The 19,504-nt window shown below is 71.8% G+C and carries 20 protein-coding genes; 10 read left to right on the plus strand and 10 right to left on the minus strand.

Annotated elements, in window-relative coordinates; genetic code table 11:
* Positions 1-29: 29 nt before the first annotated feature.
* Entirely contained in the window at positions 30-1,172 is a 1,143-nt protein-coding gene (dusB, locus tag M2266_RS11745) for a tRNA dihydrouridine synthase DusB (RefSeq protein WP_277438150.1), read from the minus strand.
* A 105-nt stretch (positions 1,173-1,277) separates the two neighbouring features.
* On the opposite strand from dusB, the gene M2266_RS11750 reads away from it, so the two are divergent.
* Complete coding sequence (locus M2266_RS11750; RefSeq protein ID WP_277438151.1) at positions 1,278-2,702, plus strand: MFS transporter; 1,425 nt, start codon at positions 1,278-1,280, stop codon at positions 2,700-2,702.
* 13 nt (positions 2,703-2,715) lie between these two features.
* On the opposite strand, the gene M2266_RS11755 is transcribed toward M2266_RS11750, so the two are convergent.
* Positions 2,716-3,651, minus strand: coding sequence for a helix-turn-helix transcriptional regulator (locus tag M2266_RS11755; RefSeq protein ID WP_277438152.1), 936 nt, complete (start codon positions 3,649-3,651; stop codon positions 2,716-2,718).
* 110 nt (positions 3,652-3,761) lie between these two features.
* Here M2266_RS11755 and M2266_RS11760 point away from each other — a divergent pair, with 110 nt between their 5' ends.
* The 3 genes from M2266_RS11760 to M2266_RS11770 all read left to right on the plus strand — a co-directional run bounded on the left by M2266_RS11760 (position 3,762) and on the right by M2266_RS11770 (position 7,119).
* Entirely contained in the window at positions 3,762-5,234 is a 1,473-nt protein-coding gene (locus M2266_RS11760) for an MFS transporter (protein WP_277441164.1), read from the plus strand.
* 78 nt (positions 5,235-5,312) lie between these two features.
* The gene (locus M2266_RS11765; protein ID WP_277438153.1) at positions 5,313-6,323 is read left to right on the plus strand and encodes an aldo/keto reductase; all 1,011 of its coding nucleotides are present in this window, start codon (positions 5,313-5,315) and stop codon (positions 6,321-6,323) included.
* A 181-nt stretch (positions 6,324-6,504) separates the two neighbouring features.
* Positions 6,505-7,119 carry a TetR family transcriptional regulator gene (locus M2266_RS11770; RefSeq protein ID WP_277438154.1) on the plus strand — a complete coding sequence of 205 codons (615 nt, stop codon included), beginning with the start codon at positions 6,505-6,507 and terminating at the stop codon, positions 7,117-7,119.
* Here M2266_RS11770 and M2266_RS11775 read toward each other — a convergent pair.
* Genes M2266_RS11775 through M2266_RS11785 form a run of 3 tightly spaced genes read right to left on the minus strand, consistent with a single transcriptional unit; the run spans position 7,089 to position 9,795 of the window.
* Positions 7,089-7,922: a DUF4097 family beta strand repeat-containing protein gene (locus tag M2266_RS11775; RefSeq protein ID WP_277438155.1), complete on the minus strand. Its 834-nt coding sequence runs from the start codon at positions 7,920-7,922 to the stop codon at positions 7,089-7,091. The genes M2266_RS11770 and M2266_RS11775 overlap by 31 nt on opposite strands.
* Positions 7,919-8,563, minus strand: a complete 645-nt coding sequence (locus M2266_RS11780; protein ID WP_277438156.1) for a response regulator transcription factor — start codon at positions 8,561-8,563, stop codon at positions 7,919-7,921. Before M2266_RS11780 ends, M2266_RS11775 begins: the two co-directional genes overlap by 4 nt.
* On the minus strand, positions 8,551-9,795 hold the full coding sequence (locus M2266_RS11785) for a sensor histidine kinase (protein ID WP_277438157.1): 1,245 nt from the start codon (positions 9,793-9,795) through the stop codon (positions 8,551-8,553). Before M2266_RS11785 ends, M2266_RS11780 begins: the two co-directional genes overlap by 13 nt.
* A 169-nt stretch (positions 9,796-9,964) precedes the next feature.
* Here M2266_RS11785 and M2266_RS11790 point away from each other — a divergent pair, with 169 nt between their 5' ends.
* Positions 9,965-10,483, plus strand: coding sequence for a hypothetical protein (locus tag M2266_RS11790; RefSeq protein ID WP_277438158.1), 519 nt, complete (start codon positions 9,965-9,967; stop codon positions 10,481-10,483).
* A 46-nt stretch (positions 10,484-10,529) separates the two neighbouring features.
* Here M2266_RS11790 and M2266_RS11795 read toward each other — a convergent pair whose 3' ends face one another.
* Complete coding sequence (locus M2266_RS11795) at positions 10,530-11,912, minus strand: glycine--tRNA ligase (RefSeq protein WP_277438159.1); 1,383 nt, start codon at positions 11,910-11,912, stop codon at positions 10,530-10,532.
* A gap of 141 nt (positions 11,913-12,053) precedes the next feature.
* Between M2266_RS11795 and M2266_RS11800 the strand changes: the two genes are divergently transcribed.
* From M2266_RS11800 to M2266_RS11815, 4 genes are read left to right on the plus strand one after another with little or no spacing between them, the layout of a single operon-like run.
* Entirely contained in the window at positions 12,054-13,031 is a 978-nt protein-coding gene (locus tag M2266_RS11800; protein ID WP_277438160.1) for a metal ABC transporter substrate-binding protein, read from the plus strand.
* Positions 13,028-13,813: a metal ABC transporter ATP-binding protein gene (locus M2266_RS11805; RefSeq protein WP_277438161.1), complete on the plus strand. Its 786-nt coding sequence runs from the start codon at positions 13,028-13,030 to the stop codon at positions 13,811-13,813. Before M2266_RS11800 ends, M2266_RS11805 begins: the two co-directional genes overlap by 4 nt.
* Positions 13,813-14,754, plus strand: coding sequence for a metal ABC transporter permease (locus M2266_RS11810; protein WP_277438162.1), 942 nt, complete (start codon positions 13,813-13,815; stop codon positions 14,752-14,754). Before M2266_RS11805 ends, M2266_RS11810 begins: the two co-directional genes overlap by 1 nt.
* 26 nt (positions 14,755-14,780) lie before the next feature.
* On the plus strand, positions 14,781-15,200 hold the full coding sequence (locus M2266_RS11815) for a transcriptional repressor (protein ID WP_277438163.1): 420 nt from the start codon (positions 14,781-14,783) through the stop codon (positions 15,198-15,200).
* Positions 15,201-15,279: 79 nt separating this feature from the next.
* Here M2266_RS11815 and M2266_RS11820 read toward each other — a convergent pair whose 3' ends face one another.
* Together M2266_RS11820 and recO are read right to left on the minus strand one after the other, a co-directional pair.
* Positions 15,280-16,116, minus strand: coding sequence for an isoprenyl transferase (locus M2266_RS11820; RefSeq protein ID WP_277438164.1), 837 nt, complete (start codon positions 16,114-16,116; stop codon positions 15,280-15,282).
* Between the two features lie 45 nt (positions 16,117-16,161).
* Positions 16,162-16,908, minus strand: coding sequence for a DNA repair protein RecO (gene recO / locus M2266_RS11825; protein WP_138353201.1), 747 nt, complete (start codon positions 16,906-16,908; stop codon positions 16,162-16,164).
* A gap of 94 nt (positions 16,909-17,002) precedes the next feature.
* Between recO and M2266_RS11830 the strand changes: the two genes are divergently transcribed.
* Positions 17,003-17,365, plus strand: coding sequence for a DUF1304 domain-containing protein (locus M2266_RS11830; RefSeq protein ID WP_277438165.1), 363 nt, complete (start codon positions 17,003-17,005; stop codon positions 17,363-17,365).
* A 70-nt stretch (positions 17,366-17,435) separates the two neighbouring features.
* On the opposite strand, the gene M2266_RS11835 is transcribed toward M2266_RS11830, so the two are convergent.
* The gene (locus tag M2266_RS11835) at positions 17,436-18,149 is read right to left on the minus strand and encodes a response regulator transcription factor (protein WP_277438166.1); all 714 of its coding nucleotides are present in this window, start codon (positions 18,147-18,149) and stop codon (positions 17,436-17,438) included.
* Positions 18,146-19,468 (minus strand): sensor histidine kinase, encoded by a 1,323-nt coding sequence (locus tag M2266_RS11840; protein ID WP_277438167.1) that lies wholly within the window; start codon positions 19,466-19,468, stop codon positions 18,146-18,148. The genes M2266_RS11835 and M2266_RS11840 overlap by 4 nt, the downstream gene beginning before the upstream one ends.
* Positions 19,469-19,504 lie beyond the last annotated feature (36 nt).

Here is a 19,504-nt window from a genome sequence, read left to right on the forward strand (position 1 = left end):
CGATCTCATCCTTCGGACGCCCCCGGTGATCAGCCGCCCGACGTGTCCAGTTCGGCATCCGGGCTGACGGCGGCGCAGTCGTAGGGGTCCTTCAGCCAGCCGTCCGGGAGCACGACGCGGTTGTTGCCCGCGGTGCGGCCGCGCGGGCCCTCGGCGCTCTCCGGCCACGGCTGGTCGAGGTCCACCGCGGCCAGGTGCTCGTCCAGCTCCGCGAGGGAGGAGGAGACGGCGAGGCTGCGGCGCAACTGGGAGCCGACCGAGAATCCCTTGGTGTACCAGGCGACGTGCTTGCGGAAGTCGATCACTCCGCGCGCCTCGTCGCCGATCCACTCGCCGAGCAGTTCTGCATGGCGCCGCATGACGACGGCGACCTCCCGGAACGTCGGCCGGGCCTGCGCGTCCCCGCCTTCCATCGCGCTGACCAGGTCGCCGAAGATCCAGGGGCGGCCAAGGCAGCCGCGGCCGACCACGACGCCGTCGGCGCCGGTCTCGCGCATCATGCGCAGCGCGTCGTCGGCGCGCCAGATGTCGCCGTTGCCGAGCACCGGGATCTCGGGGACGTGCTCCTTGAGTCGGGCGATGGCGTCCCAGTCGGCGGTGCCGCCGTAGTGCTGAGCGGCGGTGCGGCCGTGCAGGGCGACCGCGGTGACGCCCTCCTCGACGGCGATGCGGCCCGCGTCGAGATACGTCAGGTGGTCGTCGTCGATGCCCTTGCGCATCTTGATCGTGACCGGCAGGTCGCCCGCGTTGCCGACCGCCTCGCGCAGGATCGAGCGCAGCAGGTTCCGCTTGTACGGGAGTGCCGAGCCGCCGCCCTTGCGGGTCACCTTGGGGACGGGGCAGCCGAAGTTGAGGTCGATGTGGTCGGCCAGGCCCTCGTCCGCGATCATGCGGACCGCCTTGCCGACGGTCACCGGGTCGACGCCGTAGAGCTGGATGGAGCGCGGCTTCTCGCTCGCGTCGAAGCGGATCAGCCGCAGCGTCTTGGGGTCCCGCTCGACGAGGGCGCGGGTGGTGATCATCTCGCTGACGAACAGGCCCTTGCCGCCGGAGAACTCGCGGCACAGCGTGCGGAAGGGCGCATTGGTGATGCCGGCCATGGGGGCGAGCACCACGGGCGGCCACACCGTGTGCGGGCCGATCTGGAGTGGCATGGTGGCGTCAGCGGTCATGGCCCCATTGTCGCGTACGCCGGAAGGGGATTTCGATGTAGCGTTCACGTATCTGTGTGCTCTTGACCACGAGGCCGGAGAACGGCTGATCCCTGGAGGTCCGACGTGCCGGAACTCAGCTCCCGGCGCCGCATGCTCGTGCTGGCGATCTGCTGCATGAGCCTGCTCATGGTCAGCCTCGACAACACCATCCTCAATGTGGCGCTCCCCTCCATGCAGAAGGAGCTGCACGCCTCGGTCGCCGGTCTGCAGTGGACGATCGACGCGTACACGCTGGTGCTGGCCTCGCTGCTGATGCTCGCCGGTTCGACGGCCGACCGGATCGGCCGCCGCCGGGTCTTCCAGACCGGACTGGTGCTGTTCACCGCCGGCTCGGTGCTCTGCAGCCTCGCGCCGAGCCTCCAGTGGCTCATCGTCTTCCGCATGGTGCAGGCGGTCGGCGGCTCGATGCTCAACCCCGTCGCGATGTCGATCATCACCAACACCTTCACGGAGCCGCGCGAGCGCGCCCGCGCGATCGGGGTGTGGGGCGGCGTCGTCGGCGTCAGCATGGCGGCGGGCCCGGTGCTCGGCGGGCTGCTCGTCCAGACCGTCGGCTGGCGCTCCATCTTCTGGATCAACCTCCCGGTCGGGCTGCTCGCGCTCGTCCTGACCGCCCGCTACGTGCCCGAGTCGCGCGCCGCCACGGCGCGCCGGGTGGACCCGGTCGGCCAGCTCCTCGTCATCGCCCTGCTCGGCTCCCTGACCTACGCGATCATCGAGGCGCCGGACGCGGGGTGGACGTCGGCGCTGATCCTGGGCTGCCTGGCCGTCGCGATCGGCTCGCTCGCCGGGCTGGTGAGCTACGAGCGGCGCCGGGTGGACCCGCTGATCGAGCTCGGCTTCTTCCGCAGCGCGCCCTTCAGCGGCGCCACGGTCATAGCGGTGAGCGCCTTCGCGGCGCTCGGCGGCTTCCTCTTCCTCAACACGCTGTACCTGCAGAACACCCGCGGGCTCTCCGCCCTCGACGCCGGGCTCTCCATGCTGCCGATGGCCGTCATGTGCCTGGTCTTCGCCCCGTTGTCCGGGCGGCTGGTCGCCAACCGGGGACCCCGGCTGTCGCTGGTTCTCGCGGGGACCGCGATGACGATCAGCGGCGTGCTGTTCGCGGCGCTGGACGCCGAGTCCTCCACCACGCTGCTGTTCACCTCGTACGTGCTCTTCGGTATCGGGTTCGGGCTGGTCAACGCGCCGATCACCAACACCGCCGTGTCCGGGATGCCGCGTTCGCAGGCCGGGGTGGCCGCGGCCGTCGCCTCCACCAGCCGCCAGGTCGGGCAGTCGCTCGGGGTCGCCGTGATCGGCGCCGCCATCGCCGCGGAGCTGCACACCGCGGCCTGGTGGATCATCGCGGGGTGCGGGGCCGTCGTCCTGATCCTGGGCACGCTCACCACCGGCCGCTGGGCCGCCGGGACCGCCGAACGGGCCGCGGAGCGGCTGCGGGAGCCGGCGGTCAGGACCGCCGGGGCCGAAGCCGTCACGAAGTCCTGACGAGGGGCGGGCGCTACGACCGCCCGGCCGCCGCGAACACCGGCACCGCGTCGGAGACGGGGGTGGCTGCCGGGGACGTCGCGGACGCGGTGCACAGCTCGTGCAGCCGCCGCAGCCGGGTGCGCGTCACGTCGTCCGCCGGGGTGTACGTCACGAGGCGCGGCCCGGAGCGCGGGCCGAGCCACAGGTGGGTGAAGTCGAAGGTGAGCAGCCCGACCTGCGGATTCAGATAGCGCTTGGAGCGGTTATCCGGCTGGAGCACCTCGTGGCGGTCCCACGCCTCGCAGAACTCCGGTGACGCCTGCTGGAGGCGCTTGAGGAGCGACTTCCAGGCCGGCTCCGCCAGGTGCTCGGCCATCGCGGACCGGAACTTGGCGGCCATCAGCCGGATCACCTCCTCGCGGTCGATCAGCGCCTCGCGCCAGGCGGGGTCGGTGAAGGCGAGCCACATGATGTTGCGGTCCTCGAAGGGCCGCGCGTCCAGGTCGTCGATCAGCCGGTTGTACGTGCGGTTGTACGCGATCACGTCATGCCTGCTGTTGGCGACGAAGGCCGGCAGCGGTTCCAGTTGCCGCAGCATCAGGCGGATCTGGTCCGACATGCCGGGGCAGTCGGCGAACGGGCTCGGGTCCGCGACACCGGCGAGGGTGAACAGGTGCACCCGCTCGTTCGGGTCGAGCATCAGGGCGCGGGCGATGGCGTCGGCGACCTGCGCGGACACCTGGATGTCGCGCGCCTGCTCCAGCCACGTGTACCAGGTGACGCCGACCGCGGCGAGGTTCGCGACCTCCTCGCGACGCAGCCCCGGCGTGCGGCGCCGCCGCCCCGCGGGCAGCCCGACCTGCTCGGGAGCGATGCGCTCGCGGCGGCTGCGCAGGAACGAGGCGAGCTCGCGCCGCTTGATGTCGGCGCCCGACTCGTGCCGCTCGGTGGTCGTCGTCGTAGGCATGCTTTCAGCATGCCTCATCGTGCAGCCAGTTGCCTGGTGGTTCTTATACCTGGATAAACGCTCTCTGGTACCACCCTGAAAACGGGCGCATGGTTGCTCACGTGACCCCAATGGAACGTACTCCCGTCCTTCCCTCCCGCGCCTCGGTCCGTCCCCGCGTGACCCGCATCGGGGCCCCGCCGGCCGCCGAGCGCCCCGCCGGTCCCGTGCTGACCGCGCTCGGCCTGTTCACCGTGCTGCTCGGCGCGGCCCTGCCGCTGATCGACTTCTTCATCGTCAACGTCGCGCTGCCGACCATCGACCGCGACCTCGCCGCGGGACCGGCCCTGCTGGAACTGGTGGTGGCCGGCTACGGCACCGCGTACGCCGTCCTCCTCGTGCTCGGCGGGCGGCTCGGCGACATGTTCGGCCGCCGACGGCTCTTCCTCGCCGGGATGGCCGCCTTCGGTCTGACCTCGCTGGCCTGCGGCCTCGCGCCGGACGCCTGGACGCTGGTCGGCGCCCGGGTGGCGCAGGGCGCCGCGGCCGCGCTGATGCTCCCCCAGGTGCTCGCCACCATCCAGTCCACCACCGCCGGGACACGGCGCGCCCGCGCGCTCAGCCTGTACGGCGCCACGGCCGGCCTGTCGATGGTCGCCGGGCAGATCCTCGGCGGCGTGCTGGTGGCGGCCGACATCGCCGGCACCGGCTGGCGCGCGGTGTTCCTGGTGAACGTGCCGGTCGCGCTGATCGGCCTGGTCCTGGCGGCCCGCACCATCCCCGAGACCCGCTCGGAGCGACCGGCCCCGATCGACGTGCCGGGCACCGTACTGCTGGCCGTCTCCCTGGTGACGCTGCTGGCGCCGCTGACCGAGGGCCGTGCCTCCGGCTGGCCGCTGTGGACCTGGATCTCACTCGCCGCCTTCCCCTTCGCGGCCTACGCCTTCTACGCCGTCGAGCGCCGCGCGGATCGGCAGGGCCGCACCCCGCTGGTGCCGCCGAGCCTGTTCGAACTTCCCGGCATCCGGCGCGGACTGCCGCTCGTCGTGCCGTTCTCCATCGGCTTCGGCGGCTTCATGCTCGTGCTGGCGGTCGCCCTGCAGCAGGGCCTGGCCTTCGGCCCGATCGCGGCCGGCGCCGCGATGGCCCCGCTGGCCGCCACCTTCTTCGCCGCGTCCCTGATGGGCCCGCGTCTGGTCGCCCGGTACGGCAGCCGGGTGGTCACCGTCGGCGGCCTGATCCAGGCGCTCGGCGTACTCCTCCTGGTCGGCGCCGCCCTGCACGACTGGCAGCACCTGAACATCGCCTACCTCGCCCCGGGCATGGCGGTGGCCGGCTTCGGCCAGGGCCTGCAGCTCCCGGTGCTCTTCCGCATCGTGCTCGCGGAGATTCCGGCGGAGCGGGCGGGTGTCGGCAGCGGCGTCATGGTCACCACCCAGCAGTCCGCGCTCGCGCTCGGCGTGGCAACGCTCGGCACCCTCTTCCTGGCCCTGATCCCCTCGGCCGGCATGCGGAACGCCCTGGTCATCACCCTGCTCGTGCAGCTCGGGGCCATCGCCCTCACGGTCCTGCTCAGCCTGCGGCTCCCGCGCCACGTCTCCTGAATGGAGTGACAGATATTGAAATCTGTCACTCCATATGCCAAGCTTCAGTCATCCCCTCCCCCGCCCAAGGAGCACCCCGTGCTGAAGCGCACCCTCGGAACCACCGGCCCCGCCGTCTCCGCCCTCGGCCTCGGCGCCATGGGCATGTCCGCCCTCTACGGCGGCGCCGACGAGGCGGAGTCGATCGCCACCATCCACGCCGCGCTCGACGCCGGCGTCACGCTCATCGACACCGGCGACTTCTACGGCATGGGCCACAACGAACTCCTCATCCGCGACGCCCTGCGCAGCAGCTCCCAGGGCCGCGAGAAGGCCGTCATCAGCGTCAAGTTCGGCGCGCTGCGGGACATCGACGGCGGCTGGTCCGGCTATGACGGCCGGCCCGCCGCCGTGAAGAACTTCCTCGCCTACTCCCTCAACCGCCTCGGCACCGACCACATCGACGTCTACCGGATCGCCCGCGTCGACCCCGACGTCCCGATCGAGGAGACCGTCGGCGCCATCGCGGAGCAGGTACAGGCCGGCCACGTCCGGCACATCGGCCTCTCCGAGGTCGGCGCGGACGCCCTGCGCCGGGCGGCGGCCACCGCCCCGATCGCGGACCTGCAGATCGAGTACTCGCTGTTCTCCCGCGGCATCGAGGCCGAGATCCTGCCGACCGCCCGCGAACTGGGCATCGGCGTCACCGCGTACGGCGTCCTCTCCCGCGGCCTGCTCAGCGGGCACTGGACGCGCGAGCGCTCGGAGCAGAGCGGCGCCCAGGGTGACTTCCGCGGCGTGAGCCCGCGCTTCTCCGGCGACAACCTGGACCGCAACCTCGACCTCGTGGAGGCGCTCCGCAAGATCGCCGAGGGCAAGGGCGTCACCGTCGCCCAGGCCGCGATCGGCTGGGTCCTGGCCCAAGGCGACGACATCGTCCCGATCATCGGCGCCCGCCGCCGCGACCGCCTCACGGAGGCGCTCGGTGCGCTCGACCTCACCCTCGACGCGGCCGACCTCGCGGCCATCGAAGCGGCGGTGCCGGCCGGCGCGGCGGCGGGTTCGCGCTACCCGGAAGCGCAGATGGCCCACCTCGACAGCGAACGCTGACCGTCCCGGCGGGTCCGGAGCACCACGGCCGGGGGTACGCGGGCCCCGGCGTCACGCCTGCGGCGGGCTTTCCCCACCCACCCGGGTTCGCCTGCGCCGGGCTCTGGGTCGGGGGCAGCCGGGTCGCCCGGCCCCCGACCCAGCACACTGGGGTGGTACCGCCCCGCACCGAAAGGCACCCATGCCGCCCGCACCCAGGACCCTGACCACCGACCGCATCCTCGAAGCCACCGAGGACGTGCTCCGGCGCTACGGCCCCGCCAAGGCCACCGTCGTCGACGTGGCGCGTGCCCTGGGCGTCAGTCACGGGACCGTGTACCGGCACTTCGCCAGCAAGGCCGCGCTCCGCGAGGCCGTCACCCAGCGCTGGCTGGACCAGTCGCACTCCACCCTCTCCGCCGTCGCGGCCGGGCCGCAACCCGCGCCGGAGCGGCTGCGGCGGTGGCTGACGGAGCTGTTCGCGGCGAAGCGGCGCAAGGCCGGGGGCGATCCGGAGCTGTTCGCCACGTACCTGGCGCTCGCGGGCGAGGCCAGCGCCGTGGTGGCGCAGCACGTCGGGGACCTGGTCGGCCAGCTCACCCGCATCATCGAGGACGGCGTCGCGCGCGGCGAGTTCACCGCTCCCGACCCCGCCCGCGCCGCCCGCGCCGTCTGGGACGCCACCGGCCGCTTCCACGACCCGGCCTACGCGGCCGAGTGGTCGCGGCCCGACATCGACGCCGCCTTCGACGCGGTCTGCGACCTGCTGGTCAACGGACTCCGGCCTCAGGGCGCGCCCGGCGAACGCTCCGCGTAGACCACGTCCACCGACCCCGACCCCGCCGTCGCGTCGATGATCCGTGGCGACGCGCTCTCCTCCAGCCCCGTCGCGTACTCCCGCGAACCGCTCCCGCTGCGCCCGACCACCTGGTAGCGGGACCCCGGCGGGACGCCGATCGTCACGGAGCCGGAGCCCACCTTCGCCGTCACCTTGTCCGGGGGCGAGGCGAACGCGAGGTCCAGCGATCCGGAGTGCGCCGCCACGTTCGCCGTCCGGGACGAGAGCCCGGTGCCCTCGATGGTGCCCGAGCCGGTGCGGGCCCAGACCGTGCCGCCGACGTCGGTCAGGGTCGTGGACCCCGACGTGCTCGTCAGATCCAGCCGGCCGGTGGTGCCGCGTACGTCCGTGGATCCTGAGGTGCCCCCGACCTGGATCTCGATCTCCGGCGGGACGACGAACTCCAGCTTCACCGAGCAGCCGAGGCCGGTCAGCGACCACCAGTCGGAGCACTCCGCCTGCACCTTCAGTATCCCGCCGTCCCACACCTTCCTGACCTGCGGCTTCGTCGTCGACCAGATCAGCGTCTGCGTGACGCGCACCTGGCCGGCCGGCCCGGGGCGCACCGTCACCGACGCGCTGCCCGCGTCCACCTGCAAGCGCTCGACCCGCCCCCGCGGCGGGAGTTCGAGCGACTGGGAGGGCCCGGGTCGGTGCGCGCCGAAGTACGCCCACGTCTCCACGGCCATCGGCGACACGATGAACAGCGCGCTGATCACCGCGACCACCAGCCAGGCCGCACGGTGCTTCCGGCGCCCTCCGCCGCCCACGGCGGTACTCACGCCCCCTCCAGGAACCGCAGCACCGCGAGCACCCGCCGGTGGTCCCCGTCCGCCTGCGGCAGGTCGAGTTTGGCGAAGATGTTGTTGATGTGCTTGGCGACCGCGCTCTCGCTGACCACCAGTTGCTCGGCGATGCCCGCGTTGGAGCGCCCCTCCGCCATCAGCGAGAGCACTTCGCGCTCGCGCGGCGTCAGCCGCTCCAGCGGGTCGGAGTTGCGGCGCAGCAGCAGCTGCGCGACCACCTGAGGGTCGAGCGCGGTGCCGCCGTTCGCGACGCGGCGCAGCGCGTCGATGAACTCCTCGACGTCCGCCACGCGTTGCTTGAGCAGGTACCCGATGCCGCCGCCGTGCGCCGACAGCAGATCGGCCGCGTACCGCTCCTCGACGAACTGGGAGAGCAGCAGCACGGCCGTGTCCGGCCACTGCCGGCGGATCATCAGGGCGGCCCGCACGCCCTCGTCGGTGTAGCCGGGCGGCATCCTGACGTCCAGCAGGGCCAGTTGCGGCCGGTGCTCGTCGACGGCGGCCAGCACGGCGTCCGCGTCGCCCACTTCGGCGGCGACCTCGAACCCCGCGGTCTCCAGGACCTTGACCAGTCCGATGCGCAGAAGGACCGAGTCCTCCGCGATTACAGCCCGCACGGCAACTCCACGTTGATGATGGTCGGGCCCCCGGCGGGGCTGCTGATGCTGATCGCTCCGTCGACGGAGCCGACGCGCTGCGCGAGCCCGGCCAGGCCGGTACCGCCCGCCACGTCCGCGCCGCCGATCCCGTCGTCGGTGACGGTCACCCGCAGCACGTCCCCGCGCGACCGCACCACGACGTCCACCCGCTCCGCGTGGGCGTGCTTGGCGACGTTGGCGAGCGCCTCGGAGACCACGAAGTACGCGACGGCCTCGACGGTGGGGGCCGCCCGCCGCTCCATGTCCACCTTCAGATGGACCGGCAGCGGCGCCCGCGCCGCGACACCGGACAGCGCGGCGTCCAGGCCCCGGTCGTCCAGGACGGCCGGGTGCAGGCCGCGCACCAGGTTGTTGAGTTCCTCGATAGCCTCCTTCGCCTCGCGGTGCGCCTCGTCGATCACTCGGCGCGCCTCCGGCGGCAGGTCCTTGAGGGTGGCGCGGGCCAGGCCGAGGTTCATCGCGAGGGAGACCAGCCGCTGCTGCGCGCCGTCGTGCAGGTCGCGTTCGATGCGGCGGCGTTCGGCGTCCGCGGCGTCCACGACTCCCGCCCGGCTCTCGGCGAGGTCCTCGACGCGGCGCCGCAGTTCCTTGGCCCGGTTGGGCCCCAGCAGCGCGGCGGCGGCCGAGGTGTCGAGCCGGGTGACGGCGGCGGCCAGGAAGGGCGCCGCGAACAGCAGGAGCACCCCGGCGGCGGTGACGAGCGTGTACCGCGTGGTCCAACCGGGCAGTCGATCCTCGACGGGCAGCGCCCACACCCAGGAGAAGACCAGTGTGCCGAAGATCCCCGCAACCCAGGAGCAGACGACGAGCACCGCTCCGCCCGCGGCGAGCGGGGCGGCCACCAGGTGGTAGCCGCACTGCCGCCACGTCGCCTCGGAGCGCAGCCACTGCGCGGCGCCGCGCGGGGTGTACCAGGGACGCGTGCGGGGCACCCGGGGGACGTTCAACCCCAGCAGCGACCAGAACCGGCTGCGCTGAAGCACCGTCAGCGGGCCGCACAGCAGGGGCAGTGCGGGCAGCAGGATCACGGAACGCCAGTCCGTCACGATGTCGAACACCAGCAGCGCGCTCACGCCCGCCAGCGGTACGCCCGCCGTGACGAACGCCGTGTTGCGCCATGCCCAGGCCGACCACGGGGCGTATGCGGCGGCTTGCTGTAGTGCACGCCGCAGCGGCCCTGTCGATGCCATGCGCTCACCGTAGAGCCCCAGGTGGGGCGGTGTGCATCCCCCAGGGGCCCGCTCCGGGGGTGTAGCTGGCACCACCCCAGGTCGGACCCGGGCGTTACTGACCTTCGGGAGCCCGGCGACGAGGCTGGTTCCCGTACCCGACCACCGGGTCCGGAAGGAGTTCACCACCATGTCCGTCCTGGAGATTCCGCCCCACCGGATCCGTCCGACCACGGAGCCCGTGCCGACCACGTCCACCATGGCGTGTGGCACCGGCGCCGAGATCATCGAGTTGTACGCCGTCCCGGAACGGGAGCCGCGCCGTCCCAGACCGCTGGGCTACGTCCTGATCGCGCTCGGCGTGGCCCTGATCCCCTGGCTCTTCGTCCTCGCGACCTCGCTCCCGGCCACCGCTCAGGCGTCGCACTGGTCGACGGCCTGGGTGGGCCTGGACGCCCTGGAGGCCGCCGGCCTCATCGGCACCGGTGTGCTGCTGCGCCGCCGCGACCACCGCCGCGGCATCGCGGCGGCCGCCACCGCGATGCTGCTGGTGGTCGACGCCTGGTTCGACGTCTCGACGGCCGCTCCCGGGGCGGACATCGCGTCCGCGGTCTTGATGGCGGTCTGCGTCGAACTCCCACTGGCCGCGCTGTGCGCGGTGATCGCCGTAAGGGCGTCCGCACGCGCGAACGCCGGCCGGGCTGGATGATCCAACCCGGCCGGCGTTCGATTCCCGCACGCCGCCCGGAGGGCGGTCAGCAGCCGAGGAGTCGGCCGCCCAGGTACGACTGGATCTGGTCCAGCGACACGCGCTCCTGCTTCATGGTGTCGCGCTCGCGCACGGTCACCGCGTTGTCGTCGAGGGTGTCGAAGTCGACGGTGACGCAGAACGGCGTACCGATCTCGTCCTGACGACGGTAGCGGCGGCCGATGGCACCCGCGTCGTCGAACTCGATGTTCCAGTTCTTCCGCAGGTCGGTCGCCAGACCCTTGGCCTTCGGCGACAGCTGCGGGTTGCGGGACAGCGGCAGGACGGCGACCTTGACCGGCGCCAGGCGCGGGTCGAGGCGCATGACCGTGCGCTTCTCCATGACGCCCTTGGCGTTGGGCGCCTCGTCCTCGTTGTACGCGTCGAGCATGAAGGCGAGCATGGCGCGGTTGACGCCCGCCGCCGGCTCGATGACGTACGGGAACCAGCGCTCGCCGGCCTCCTGGTCGAAGTACGACAGGTCCTGGCCGGAGGCCTCGGAGTGCGCCTTGAGGTCGAAGTCGGTGCGGTTGGCCACACCCTCCAGCTCGGAGAACTCGTTGCCGCCGAAGTTGAAGCGGTACTCGATGTCAGTGGTGCGCTTCGAGTAGTGGGACAGCTTCTCCTTGGCGTGCTCGAACCAGCGCATGTTGTCCGGGTTGAGGCCCAGGCCGGTGTACCAGTTCCAGCGCTGCTCCATCCAGTACTCGTGCCACTGCTCGTCCTCGCCCGGCTTGACGAAGAACTCCATCTCCATCTGCTCGAACTCGCGGGTCCTGAAGATGAAGTTGCCGGGCGTGATCTCGTTGCGGAAGCTCTTGCCGGTCTGGGCGATGCCGAACGGCGGCTTCTTGCGCGAGGTCGTCTGCACCTGGGCGAAGTTGGTGAAGATGCCCTGGGCGGTCTCCGGCCGCAGGTACGCGACGGAGCCCGCGTCCTGGGTCGGGCCGAGGTGCGTCTGCAGCATGCCGGAGAACTGCTTGGGCTCGGTGAACGCGCCCTTGTTGCCGCAGTTCGGGCAGTTGATGTCGGCGAGACCGTTGGCCGGCGGACGGTTGTGCTTGGACTCGTACGCCTCCTCCAGGTGGTCCGCGCGGTAGCGCTTGTGACAGGAGGTGCACTCGGTCAGCGGGTCGGAGAACGTCGCGACGTGGCCGGACGCCTCCCACACCTCGCGCGCCAGGATGACCGACGAGTCGAGTCCGACAACGTCGTCGCGCGAGGTGACCATGGAGCGCCACCACTGGCGCTTGATGTTCTCCTTGAGCTCGACGCCGAGCGGCCCGTAGTCCCAGGCGGCTCGCGAGCCGCCGTAGATCTCACTGCACGGGAATACGAAGCCTCGGCGCTTGCTCAGGCTGACGATGGTGTCGATCTTGTCGGCGGCCACGGTGCTCTCTTCAGTACGACGAAGCGGTCAGTTGCCCCAGGTTACCGGCGCGCCGGGGCCCGGTATCACATCGGTTCCGGCGGAACTCCGGGCTCCGAAGGCAATTGACAATCGTTTCCACTTCAGATGAAAATGAGTGTCATGAACAAACGCCACCGTCTGATACCCGCAGCCGTCGCCGGAACCGCCGCTCTCGGGCTGCTCACGCTGAGCTCGTGCTCGGTGTCCGACGCCGCGGACGGCTCGGGCGGCGGCGGAAAACTCAAGGTCACGGCGTCCTTCTACCCCATGGAGTTCCTGGCGAAGGAGATCGGCGGCGAGAACGTCAGGGTGACGGCGCTCACCAAGCCGGGTGTCGAGCCACACGATCTGGAGCTCACCCCGCGGCAGACCGCGGCCCTCACCAAGACCGACGTGATCGTCTACCTCAAGGGCCTGCAGCCCGCGATCGACGAGGCCGTCAAACAGTCCGGCGTGAAGAACACCGCCGACGCCGCCTCCCTGACGAAGCTCGAGGAGCACGGCACCGAGGTCGACGGCCACGCCCACACCACGGGCGACAACCACTCCGGAGAGGGCGAGGCCGGCGCCGACCCGCACGTCTGGCTCGACCCGGTGAAGTACGCCGAGGTCGCCAAGGGGGTCGGCATCGCGTTCGCGAAGGCCGACCCGGTCCACGCCGCCGCGTACCTGGTGAACGCGGACACGCTGGTGAAGAAGTTGGACGCGCTGAACACCGAGTTCGCCGACGGTCTCAAGAACCGCGCCTCCGACACCTTCATCACCACCCACGCCGCCTTCGGCTACCTCGCCGAGCGCTACGGCCTGGTCGAGGAGGCCATCGGCGGCATCGACCCCGAGGCCGAGCCCAGCGGCGCCCGCATCAAGGCCCTGCAGCAGCTCTCCGCGAAGCACCACGTCACGACGGTCTTCTTCGAGACGCTCGCCAGCAACGCCACCGCCAAGACCCTGGCCGGCGACCTGAAGCTCAGGACCGCCGTCCTGGACCCCCTCGAGGGCATCACCGACAAGTCCCAGGGCACCGACTACTTCGAGGTCCAGCGGAGCAACCTCAAGGCCCTGCGGACGGCACTCGGCAGCAAGGGAAGCACGCGATGACGGAGGCAGACATGGAGCCGGTCCCGGTCATTTCCCTGCGCGGGGCGACGGCCTCGCTCGGATCCCGGCCCGTGCTGCGCGGGGTGGACCTGACGGTCGGCGCCGGCGAGGTCGTCGCGCTGCTCGGAGCCAACGGTTCCGGCAAGTCGACGGCGGTCCGCGCGGTCGTCGGCCAGGTGCCGCTCAGTGAGGGCCGTCTCGAGCTGTTCGGCACGCCGCTCAAGCGTTTCCGCGACTGGGCCAGGATCGGCTACGTCCCGCAGCGCACCACCGCCGCGAGCGGGGTGCCGGCGACCGTCCGCGAGGTCGTCGCCGCGGGCCGGCTGGCCCGAGCCCGACTGCGGCCGCTCGGCCGGGCCGACCGCGCCGCGGTCGACCGGGCGCTGGAGATGGTCGGCATGGCCGACCGCGCCAAGGACTCCGTCGACGCGCTCTCCGGCGGCCAGCACCAGCGGGTGCTCATCGCCCGCGCGCTGGCCGTGCAGCCCGAACTGCTGATCATGGACGAGCCGATGGCGGGGGTCGACGTCGCCAGCCAGGAGATCCTGGCCGGCACCCTGCGCGAGCAGGTCGCGAACGGCGCCACCGTCCTGCTCGTCCTGCACGAGCTCGGGCCGCTGGAGCCGCTGATCGACCGCGCGGTGGTACTGCGCGACGGCTGCGTCGTCCACGACGGACCGCCGCCGCGCGCCGTGGGCCAGCACGCGCTGCCCGGCCACGACCACGTGCACCCGCACGCCGCACACGACGCCGAACCGATCAGGACGGGGCTGCTCAGCTGATGGACATCCTCGACTACGCCTTCATGCAGCGGGCCCTGATCGCGGCCGTCCTGGTCGGCATCACGGCCCCCGCCATCGGCATCTACCTCGTCCAGCGCCGCCAGGCGCTGATGGGCGACGGCATCGGCCACGTCGCGATGACCGGCGTCGGCCTGGGCTTCCTGCTCAACACCAGCCCGATCTGGATGGCCACCGCCGTCGCCGTCGTCGGTTCCGTCGCCATCGAGCTGATCCGCTGGTACGGCAGGACGCACGGCGACATCGCGCTCGCGATGCTCTTCTACGGCGGCATGGCCGGCGGCGTCATGCTGATGAGCATGTCCGACACGGGGTCCAACGCCAACCTCGTCACGTACCTCTTCGGCTCCCTCAACACGGTCTCGCCCGAGGACGTCACGACCATCTGCGTACTCGCGGCGTTCGTGGTGCTCGTCACCGTGGGGTTGCGGCGCCAGCTCTTCGCGATCTGCCAGGACGAGGAGTTCGCCCGCGTCACCGGGCTGCCGGTCCGGCTGCTGAACCTGCTGGTGGCGGTCACCGCCGCCGTCACCGTCACCGTCGCGATGCGCGTCGTGGGCCTGCTGCTCGTCAGCGCCCTCATGGTCGTCCCGGTCGCCGCGGCGCAGCAGCTGTCCCGCAGCTTCGCGATGACATTCGCGCTGGCCGTCCTGATCGGGGTCACGGTGTCGCTCTCCGGAGCCGTCACGTCGTTCTACGTGGACGTGCCGTCCGGGCCGACGATCGTTCTGCTGGCCATCGCCATCTTCGTCGTGCTGGCGGTGCTGGCCGGTCCGCTGGCGAGAAAACGGGCCAGCGGTTCCGCCGCCGCCGCGGAACGGTGCACCCTGGAGGTACCCGGCGCGCGCGTCCCCCAGGACGACGTTCGGGTGCAGAGCCCGCGGCCTGACACAATGACGACCGACCGGACATCTGGACGGTGACGGTTACGACCGAGAAGGAGGCACCGGTGACGACCGCCAAGCCCCCCGTGCAGGGCCGATCGACCCGGCAGCGCGCTGCCGTCGCCGCCGCGCTCGACGAGGTCGAGGAATTCCGCAGCGCGCAGGACCTGCACGACCTCCTCAAACACCGCGGCGACTCCGTCGGCCTCACCACCGTCTACCGCACGCTGCAGTCCCTCGCCGACGCCGGCGAGGTCGACGTGCTGCGCACCGACGAGGGCGAGTCCGTCTACCGCCGCTGCTCCGACGGCCACCACCACCACCTCGTCTGCCGCATGTGCGGCAAAGCCGTCGAGGTCGAGGGCCCGGCCGTAGAGAAGTGGGCCGAGTCGATCGCCACCGACCACGGCTTCGTCAACGTCGCCCACACCGTAGAAATCTTCGGCACGTGCGCCGACTGCGCGACCCCGGCCACGGAGGCCTGAGCCCCGCCCTCGGCGGTCGTCGTGAAAGCCGGTGGTCCGCGCCGCGTACAGGCGGCGCGGACCACCGGCTTTCACGCGCTCACGCGCTTGAGGGCCGTTTGTCCGTCGGGGCCAGGTCGTTGGGGAGGGCGCCGCCGAAGCGGCGGTCCCGTGAGGCGTACTCGTGGCAGGCGCGCCAGAGATCGCGGCGGTCGAAGTCGGGCCACAGGACGTCCTGGAAGACCATCTCGGCGTAAGCGGTCTGCCAGAGCAGGAAGTTGGAGGTGCGCTGCTCGCCGGAGGGGCGGATGAAGAGGTCCACGTCCGGCATGTCCGGGTAGTAGAGGTACTTCGCGAAGGTCTTCTCGTTCACCTTGGAAGGGTCGAGCTTGCCGGCCTTCACGTCCGCCGCCATCGCGGCGGCCGCGTCGGCGACCTCCGCGCGGCCGCCGTAGTTGACGCAGAAGTAGAGCGTCATGGCGTCGTTGTCCTTGGTCTGCTCCTGGGCGACCTGGAGCTCCTGCACCACGGACTTCCACAGCTTCGGCATCCGGCCCACCCAACGGATGCGGATGCCGAGCTCGTCCATCTCGTCGCGGCGGCGGCGGATGACGTCGCGGTTGAAGTTCATCAGGAAGCGCACCTCGTCGGGCGAGCGCTTCCAGTTCTCGGTGGAGAAGGCGTACAGGGAGAGGTTCTTGACGCCCAGCTCGATGCTGCCCTTGAGGACGTCGAGGACGACGGACTCACCGACCTTGTGGCCCTCGGTGCGCGGCAGCCCGCGCTCCTTCGCCCAGCGGCCGTTGCCGTCCATGACGATGGCGACGTGCTGCGGCACCAGCTCCCCCGGGATCTTGGGGGGCACCGCACCGGACGGATGCGGGTCCGGAGTCCGGTACTCCGGTCGGGAACGGCCCAGAATCCCGCGACGTGCCATGCGCGTTGCCTCTCCTACATCTCGAACATCTCGTACATCTCAGTACTACTTCTCGACGAACTTCAGCGAGCGCAGCCCGCGCTCCAGGTGCCACTGCAGATACGCCGCGACCAGCCCGCTGCCCTCCCGGCAGAAGTGCGGCTCGCACGCGTCCGCCGTCTCCCAGTCCCCGCCCAGCAGCGCGCCGAGCAGTTCCAGGGACTCCCGTGAGGGTACGACGCTTCCCGGCACACGGCATTCGGCGCAGACGACTCCTCCCGCCCCGACCGAAAAGAACCGGTTCGGCCCGTCCATGCCGCATTTGGCACAGTTGTCGAAGCTCGGCGCGTAGCCGTTCACCGCCAGCGAGCGCAGCAGGAACGCGTCGAGGATCAGCCGCGGCTGGTGCTCGCCGGCCGCCAGGGTGCGCAGCGCGCCGACGAGGAGCAGGTACTGCTGGACGGCCGGCTCGCCCTCGTGGTCGGTGAACCGCTCCGCCGTCTCCAGCATCGCGGTGCCGGCGGTGTAGCGGTCGTAGTCGGCCGCGATGGCGCTACCGTAGGGAGCGATCGTCTCACCCTGGGTGCACAGCGGCAGCCCGCGCCCGACCAGTTCCCCGCCACGCGCGAACAACTGCACGTCGACGTGGCTGAACGGCTCCAGCCGCGCCCCGAACTTCGATTTCGTGCGGCGCACCCCACGGGCCACCGCCCGCACCCGGCCGTGTCTGCGGGTGAGCAGCGTGATAATCCGGTCCGCCTCACCCAGCTTCTGGGTGCGCAGCACGATGCCGTCGTCGCGGAACAGACTCATGCGATCCATTGTCCCGTACCGGGCGGCGCCCCGAGGCCCCCTCCACCCCGCCGTCCACTCCCGCACACGGCCCGGTCCGCATACGCTGCGGCCTATGTCGATCACCGCAACCGTGGCCGTGCTGGCCATCGCCGCCCTGCACGTCTACATCCTGGTCCTGGAGATGTTCCTGTGGACCACCCCGAAGGGCAGGGCCGCCTTCGGCCTGACGCCCGAGTTCGCCGCCGAGACCAAGGCGCTGGCCGGGAACCAGGGGCTCTACAACGGGTTCCTCGCCGCCGGCCTGGCGTGGGCCGCGTTCGCCTCCGACCCGGTCGGCTTCCAGACGAGGATCTTCTTCCTGGTCTGCGTTGCCGTGGCCGGGGTGTACGGGGCCGCCACCGCGAGCCGCCGCATCCTCTTCGTCCAGACCGTGCCGGCGCTCGTCGCCCTGGCCCTGGTGCTCGTCGCCCACTGACCGCGGACGCCCTCACGTCGAAGAAGGCGCCAGTGCTCTGGCCCCGGCCAGGGCACTGGCGCTCTGGCCACTAGCGTTCTCCCGCCGCCCGGATCAGTCCCGACTCGTAGGCGGCGATGACCAGTTGGGCGCGGTCGCGCACCGCGAGCTTGCCCATGATGCGGCTGACGTGCGTCTTGGCGGTGAGCGGGCTGAGCCCGAGGGCCTCGCCGATCTCGGAGTTGTTCAGGCCCCGGCCGACGAGGGTCAGGACCTCCCGCTCCCGGTCCGACAGACCTGTGAGACCGGCCGGGGCGGGCCCGGGCGGCGGCCGGTCGGGCAGCCGCAGGACGCGGGCGATGAGGCGGGCCGTGGGGCCGGGCGACAACAGCGCGTCGCCCGCGGCGACGGTGCGGATGGCGTCCAGGAGCTCGGCGGGCCGGGTGTCCTTGACCAGGAAGCCGCTGGCTCCCGCCCGGAGCGCCGCGACCACGTGCTCGTCGGTGTCGTACGTGGTCAGCACCAGCACCCGCACCCCGGCGAGGGCGCCGTCCGCGGCGATGATCCTCGTCGCCTCGATCCCGTCCAGGTCCGGCATCCGGATGTCCATCACCACCACATCGGCGCCGGCGCTGCCGGCCAGCGCCGCGGCCTCCCGGCCGGTGCCCGCCTGCCCGACCACCTCCATGTCGGCGGCGGACCCGACCAGCATCGCGAACGCGGCCCGCACCAGCGTCTGATCATCGGCGAGCAGCACCCGGATCACCGGCGGAGCGGTCGCGGGGGATGCCATCGGTGACGTCATCGGGTCGCTCCTTCGAGCGAGTCCGCGATCGGGTCCGGGAGCGGGTCCGGGAGCGGGATTTCCGGCCGGGCCGCCGGCGATCCTTCGAGCGGGTCCTCGCCCTCCTCGGGCCATCCCCCGAGCGGGAGCATCGCCGTGACGACGAACCCGGCACCGTCCGCCCGGGGTTCGGCCGCCAGCCGGCCGCCGACACTGCGGGCCCGCTCCCGCATGCCGACGATGCCGTAGCCGTCCGTACGGGCCGGTCCGCGCGGGGTGCCCGCGGCCGGTCCGTCGTCCAGGACGGACACGTAGAGCGCCGCCACGGAGCGGGTGAGGGCCACCCGGACATGCGAACCGCCCGCGTGCCGCACGGCGTTGGTGAGCGCCTCCTGCACGATGCGGTAGGCGGCGGCGCCGACCGCGGGCGGCGCGTGGTCCGCGCCGTCGCCGACCGTGAGTTCCACCCGCGCCCCGGCCGCCTCGGCGGCGCGGACCAGGTCGGGCACCCCCGGCAGTCCCGGCAGCGGCCCCAGCGGGCCCTCTGCTCCCAGTGCGCCCTGGCCCTCGTCGGCGGTGTCGGACCGCAACACCCGCAAAGTGGCCCGCAGCTCCGCGCGGGCGTCCCGGCAGGTGTCGGAGATGGCTTCGAGCGAGGCGGCGACCGCCTCCCGGTCCAGCTTGTCCGGGTCGGCGATCAGGACATGCGCGGCCACCGAGGTCTGCACACCGACCAGCGTGATCGTGTGCGCCAGCAGATCGTGGAGATCACGGGCGATCCGCAGCCGCTCTTCCGCGACCCGGCGGCCCGCCTCCTCCTCCCGGGTGCGCTCCGCCCGCTCGGCGCGTTCCACGATCGCGCCGATGTACTTGCGGTGCATCCGTACCGCCTCGCCGACCAGCCCGACCGCGAAGATCCAGCCGGCGCTGCTGAGCATGTGCAGGCCCGTGTCGGTCCCGTCGAGCGTGGCCGTCATCACCAGGGCCATCAAGCCGACCAGCGCCGGGACCACCAGGAAGGTGCGCAGCGGCGGCCCGGCGACCGCCAGGCTGTAGAGCGCGACCATGGTGGCGGGGATCACCGCCTGGTGGACATTGCCCATGCCGTGGTAGGCCGACGCGACCGGTGCCAGTACCAGCACCATGAGCAGCGGCGCCCGCCGCCGCCACACCTGGAGGACGGCGATGAGCACCAGGAGCGTCCACCCCACGGCATCCGGCCGGTGGCCGTTGCCGGCGGAGGCGGGCAGCGTCAGGGCCAGTACCGCCTGGAGCGCCAGCAGTCCGGCGGCGAGCAGCGGATCGTTGCGCGTGAGGCGCACCGCGGGCGTGGTTCTCATGGCTGACACCGCTCCATCCTGCGTGCTGTTCGACGA

Source organism: Streptomyces sp. SPB162 (assembly GCF_029504575.1).
Taxonomy (GTDB): Bacteria; Actinomycetota; Actinomycetes; order Streptomycetales; family Streptomycetaceae; genus Actinacidiphila.

What these genes read in the sequence shown, in the direction of transcription:
- dusB (WP_277438150.1), bottom strand. Translation starts at nt 1,172, where the DNA reads ATGACCGCTGACGCCACCATGCCACTCCAGATCGGCCCGCACACGGTG.
- M2266_RS11770 (WP_277438154.1), top strand. Translation starts at nt 6,505, where the DNA reads ATGCCGCCCGCACCCAGGACCCTGACCACCGACCGCATCCTCGAAGCC.
- M2266_RS11805 (WP_277438161.1), top strand. Translation starts at nt 13,028, where the DNA reads ATGACGGAGGCAGACATGGAGCCGGTCCCGGTCATTTCCCTGCGCGGG.
- M2266_RS11755 (WP_277438152.1), bottom strand. Translation starts at nt 3,651, where the DNA reads ATGCCTACGACGACGACCACCGAGCGGCACGAGTCGGGCGCCGACATC.
- M2266_RS11790 (WP_277438158.1), top strand. Translation starts at nt 9,965, where the DNA reads ATGTCCGTCCTGGAGATTCCGCCCCACCGGATCCGTCCGACCACGGAG.
- M2266_RS11835 (WP_277438166.1), bottom strand. Translation starts at nt 18,149, where the DNA reads ATGACGTCACCGATGGCATCCCCCGCGACCGCTCCGCCGGTGATCCGG.
- M2266_RS11820 (WP_277438164.1), bottom strand. Translation starts at nt 16,116, where the DNA reads ATGGCACGTCGCGGGATTCTGGGCCGTTCCCGACCGGAGTACCGGACT.
- M2266_RS11840 (WP_277438167.1), bottom strand. Translation starts at nt 19,468, where the DNA reads ATGAGAACCACGCCCGCGGTGCGCCTCACGCGCAACGATCCGCTGCTC.
- M2266_RS11760 (WP_277441164.1), top strand. Translation starts at nt 3,762, where the DNA reads ATGGAACGTACTCCCGTCCTTCCCTCCCGCGCCTCGGTCCGTCCCCGC.
- M2266_RS11800 (WP_277438160.1), top strand. Translation starts at nt 12,054, where the DNA reads ATGAACAAACGCCACCGTCTGATACCCGCAGCCGTCGCCGGAACCGCC.
- recO (WP_138353201.1), bottom strand. Translation starts at nt 16,908, where the DNA reads ATGAGTCTGTTCCGCGACGACGGCATCGTGCTGCGCACCCAGAAGCTG.
- M2266_RS11810 (WP_277438162.1), top strand. Translation starts at nt 13,813, where the DNA reads ATGGACATCCTCGACTACGCCTTCATGCAGCGGGCCCTGATCGCGGCC.
- M2266_RS11785 (WP_277438157.1), bottom strand. Translation starts at nt 9,795, where the DNA reads ATGGCATCGACAGGGCCGCTGCGGCGTGCACTACAGCAAGCCGCCGCA.
- M2266_RS11830 (WP_277438165.1), top strand. Translation starts at nt 17,003, where the DNA reads ATGTCGATCACCGCAACCGTGGCCGTGCTGGCCATCGCCGCCCTGCAC.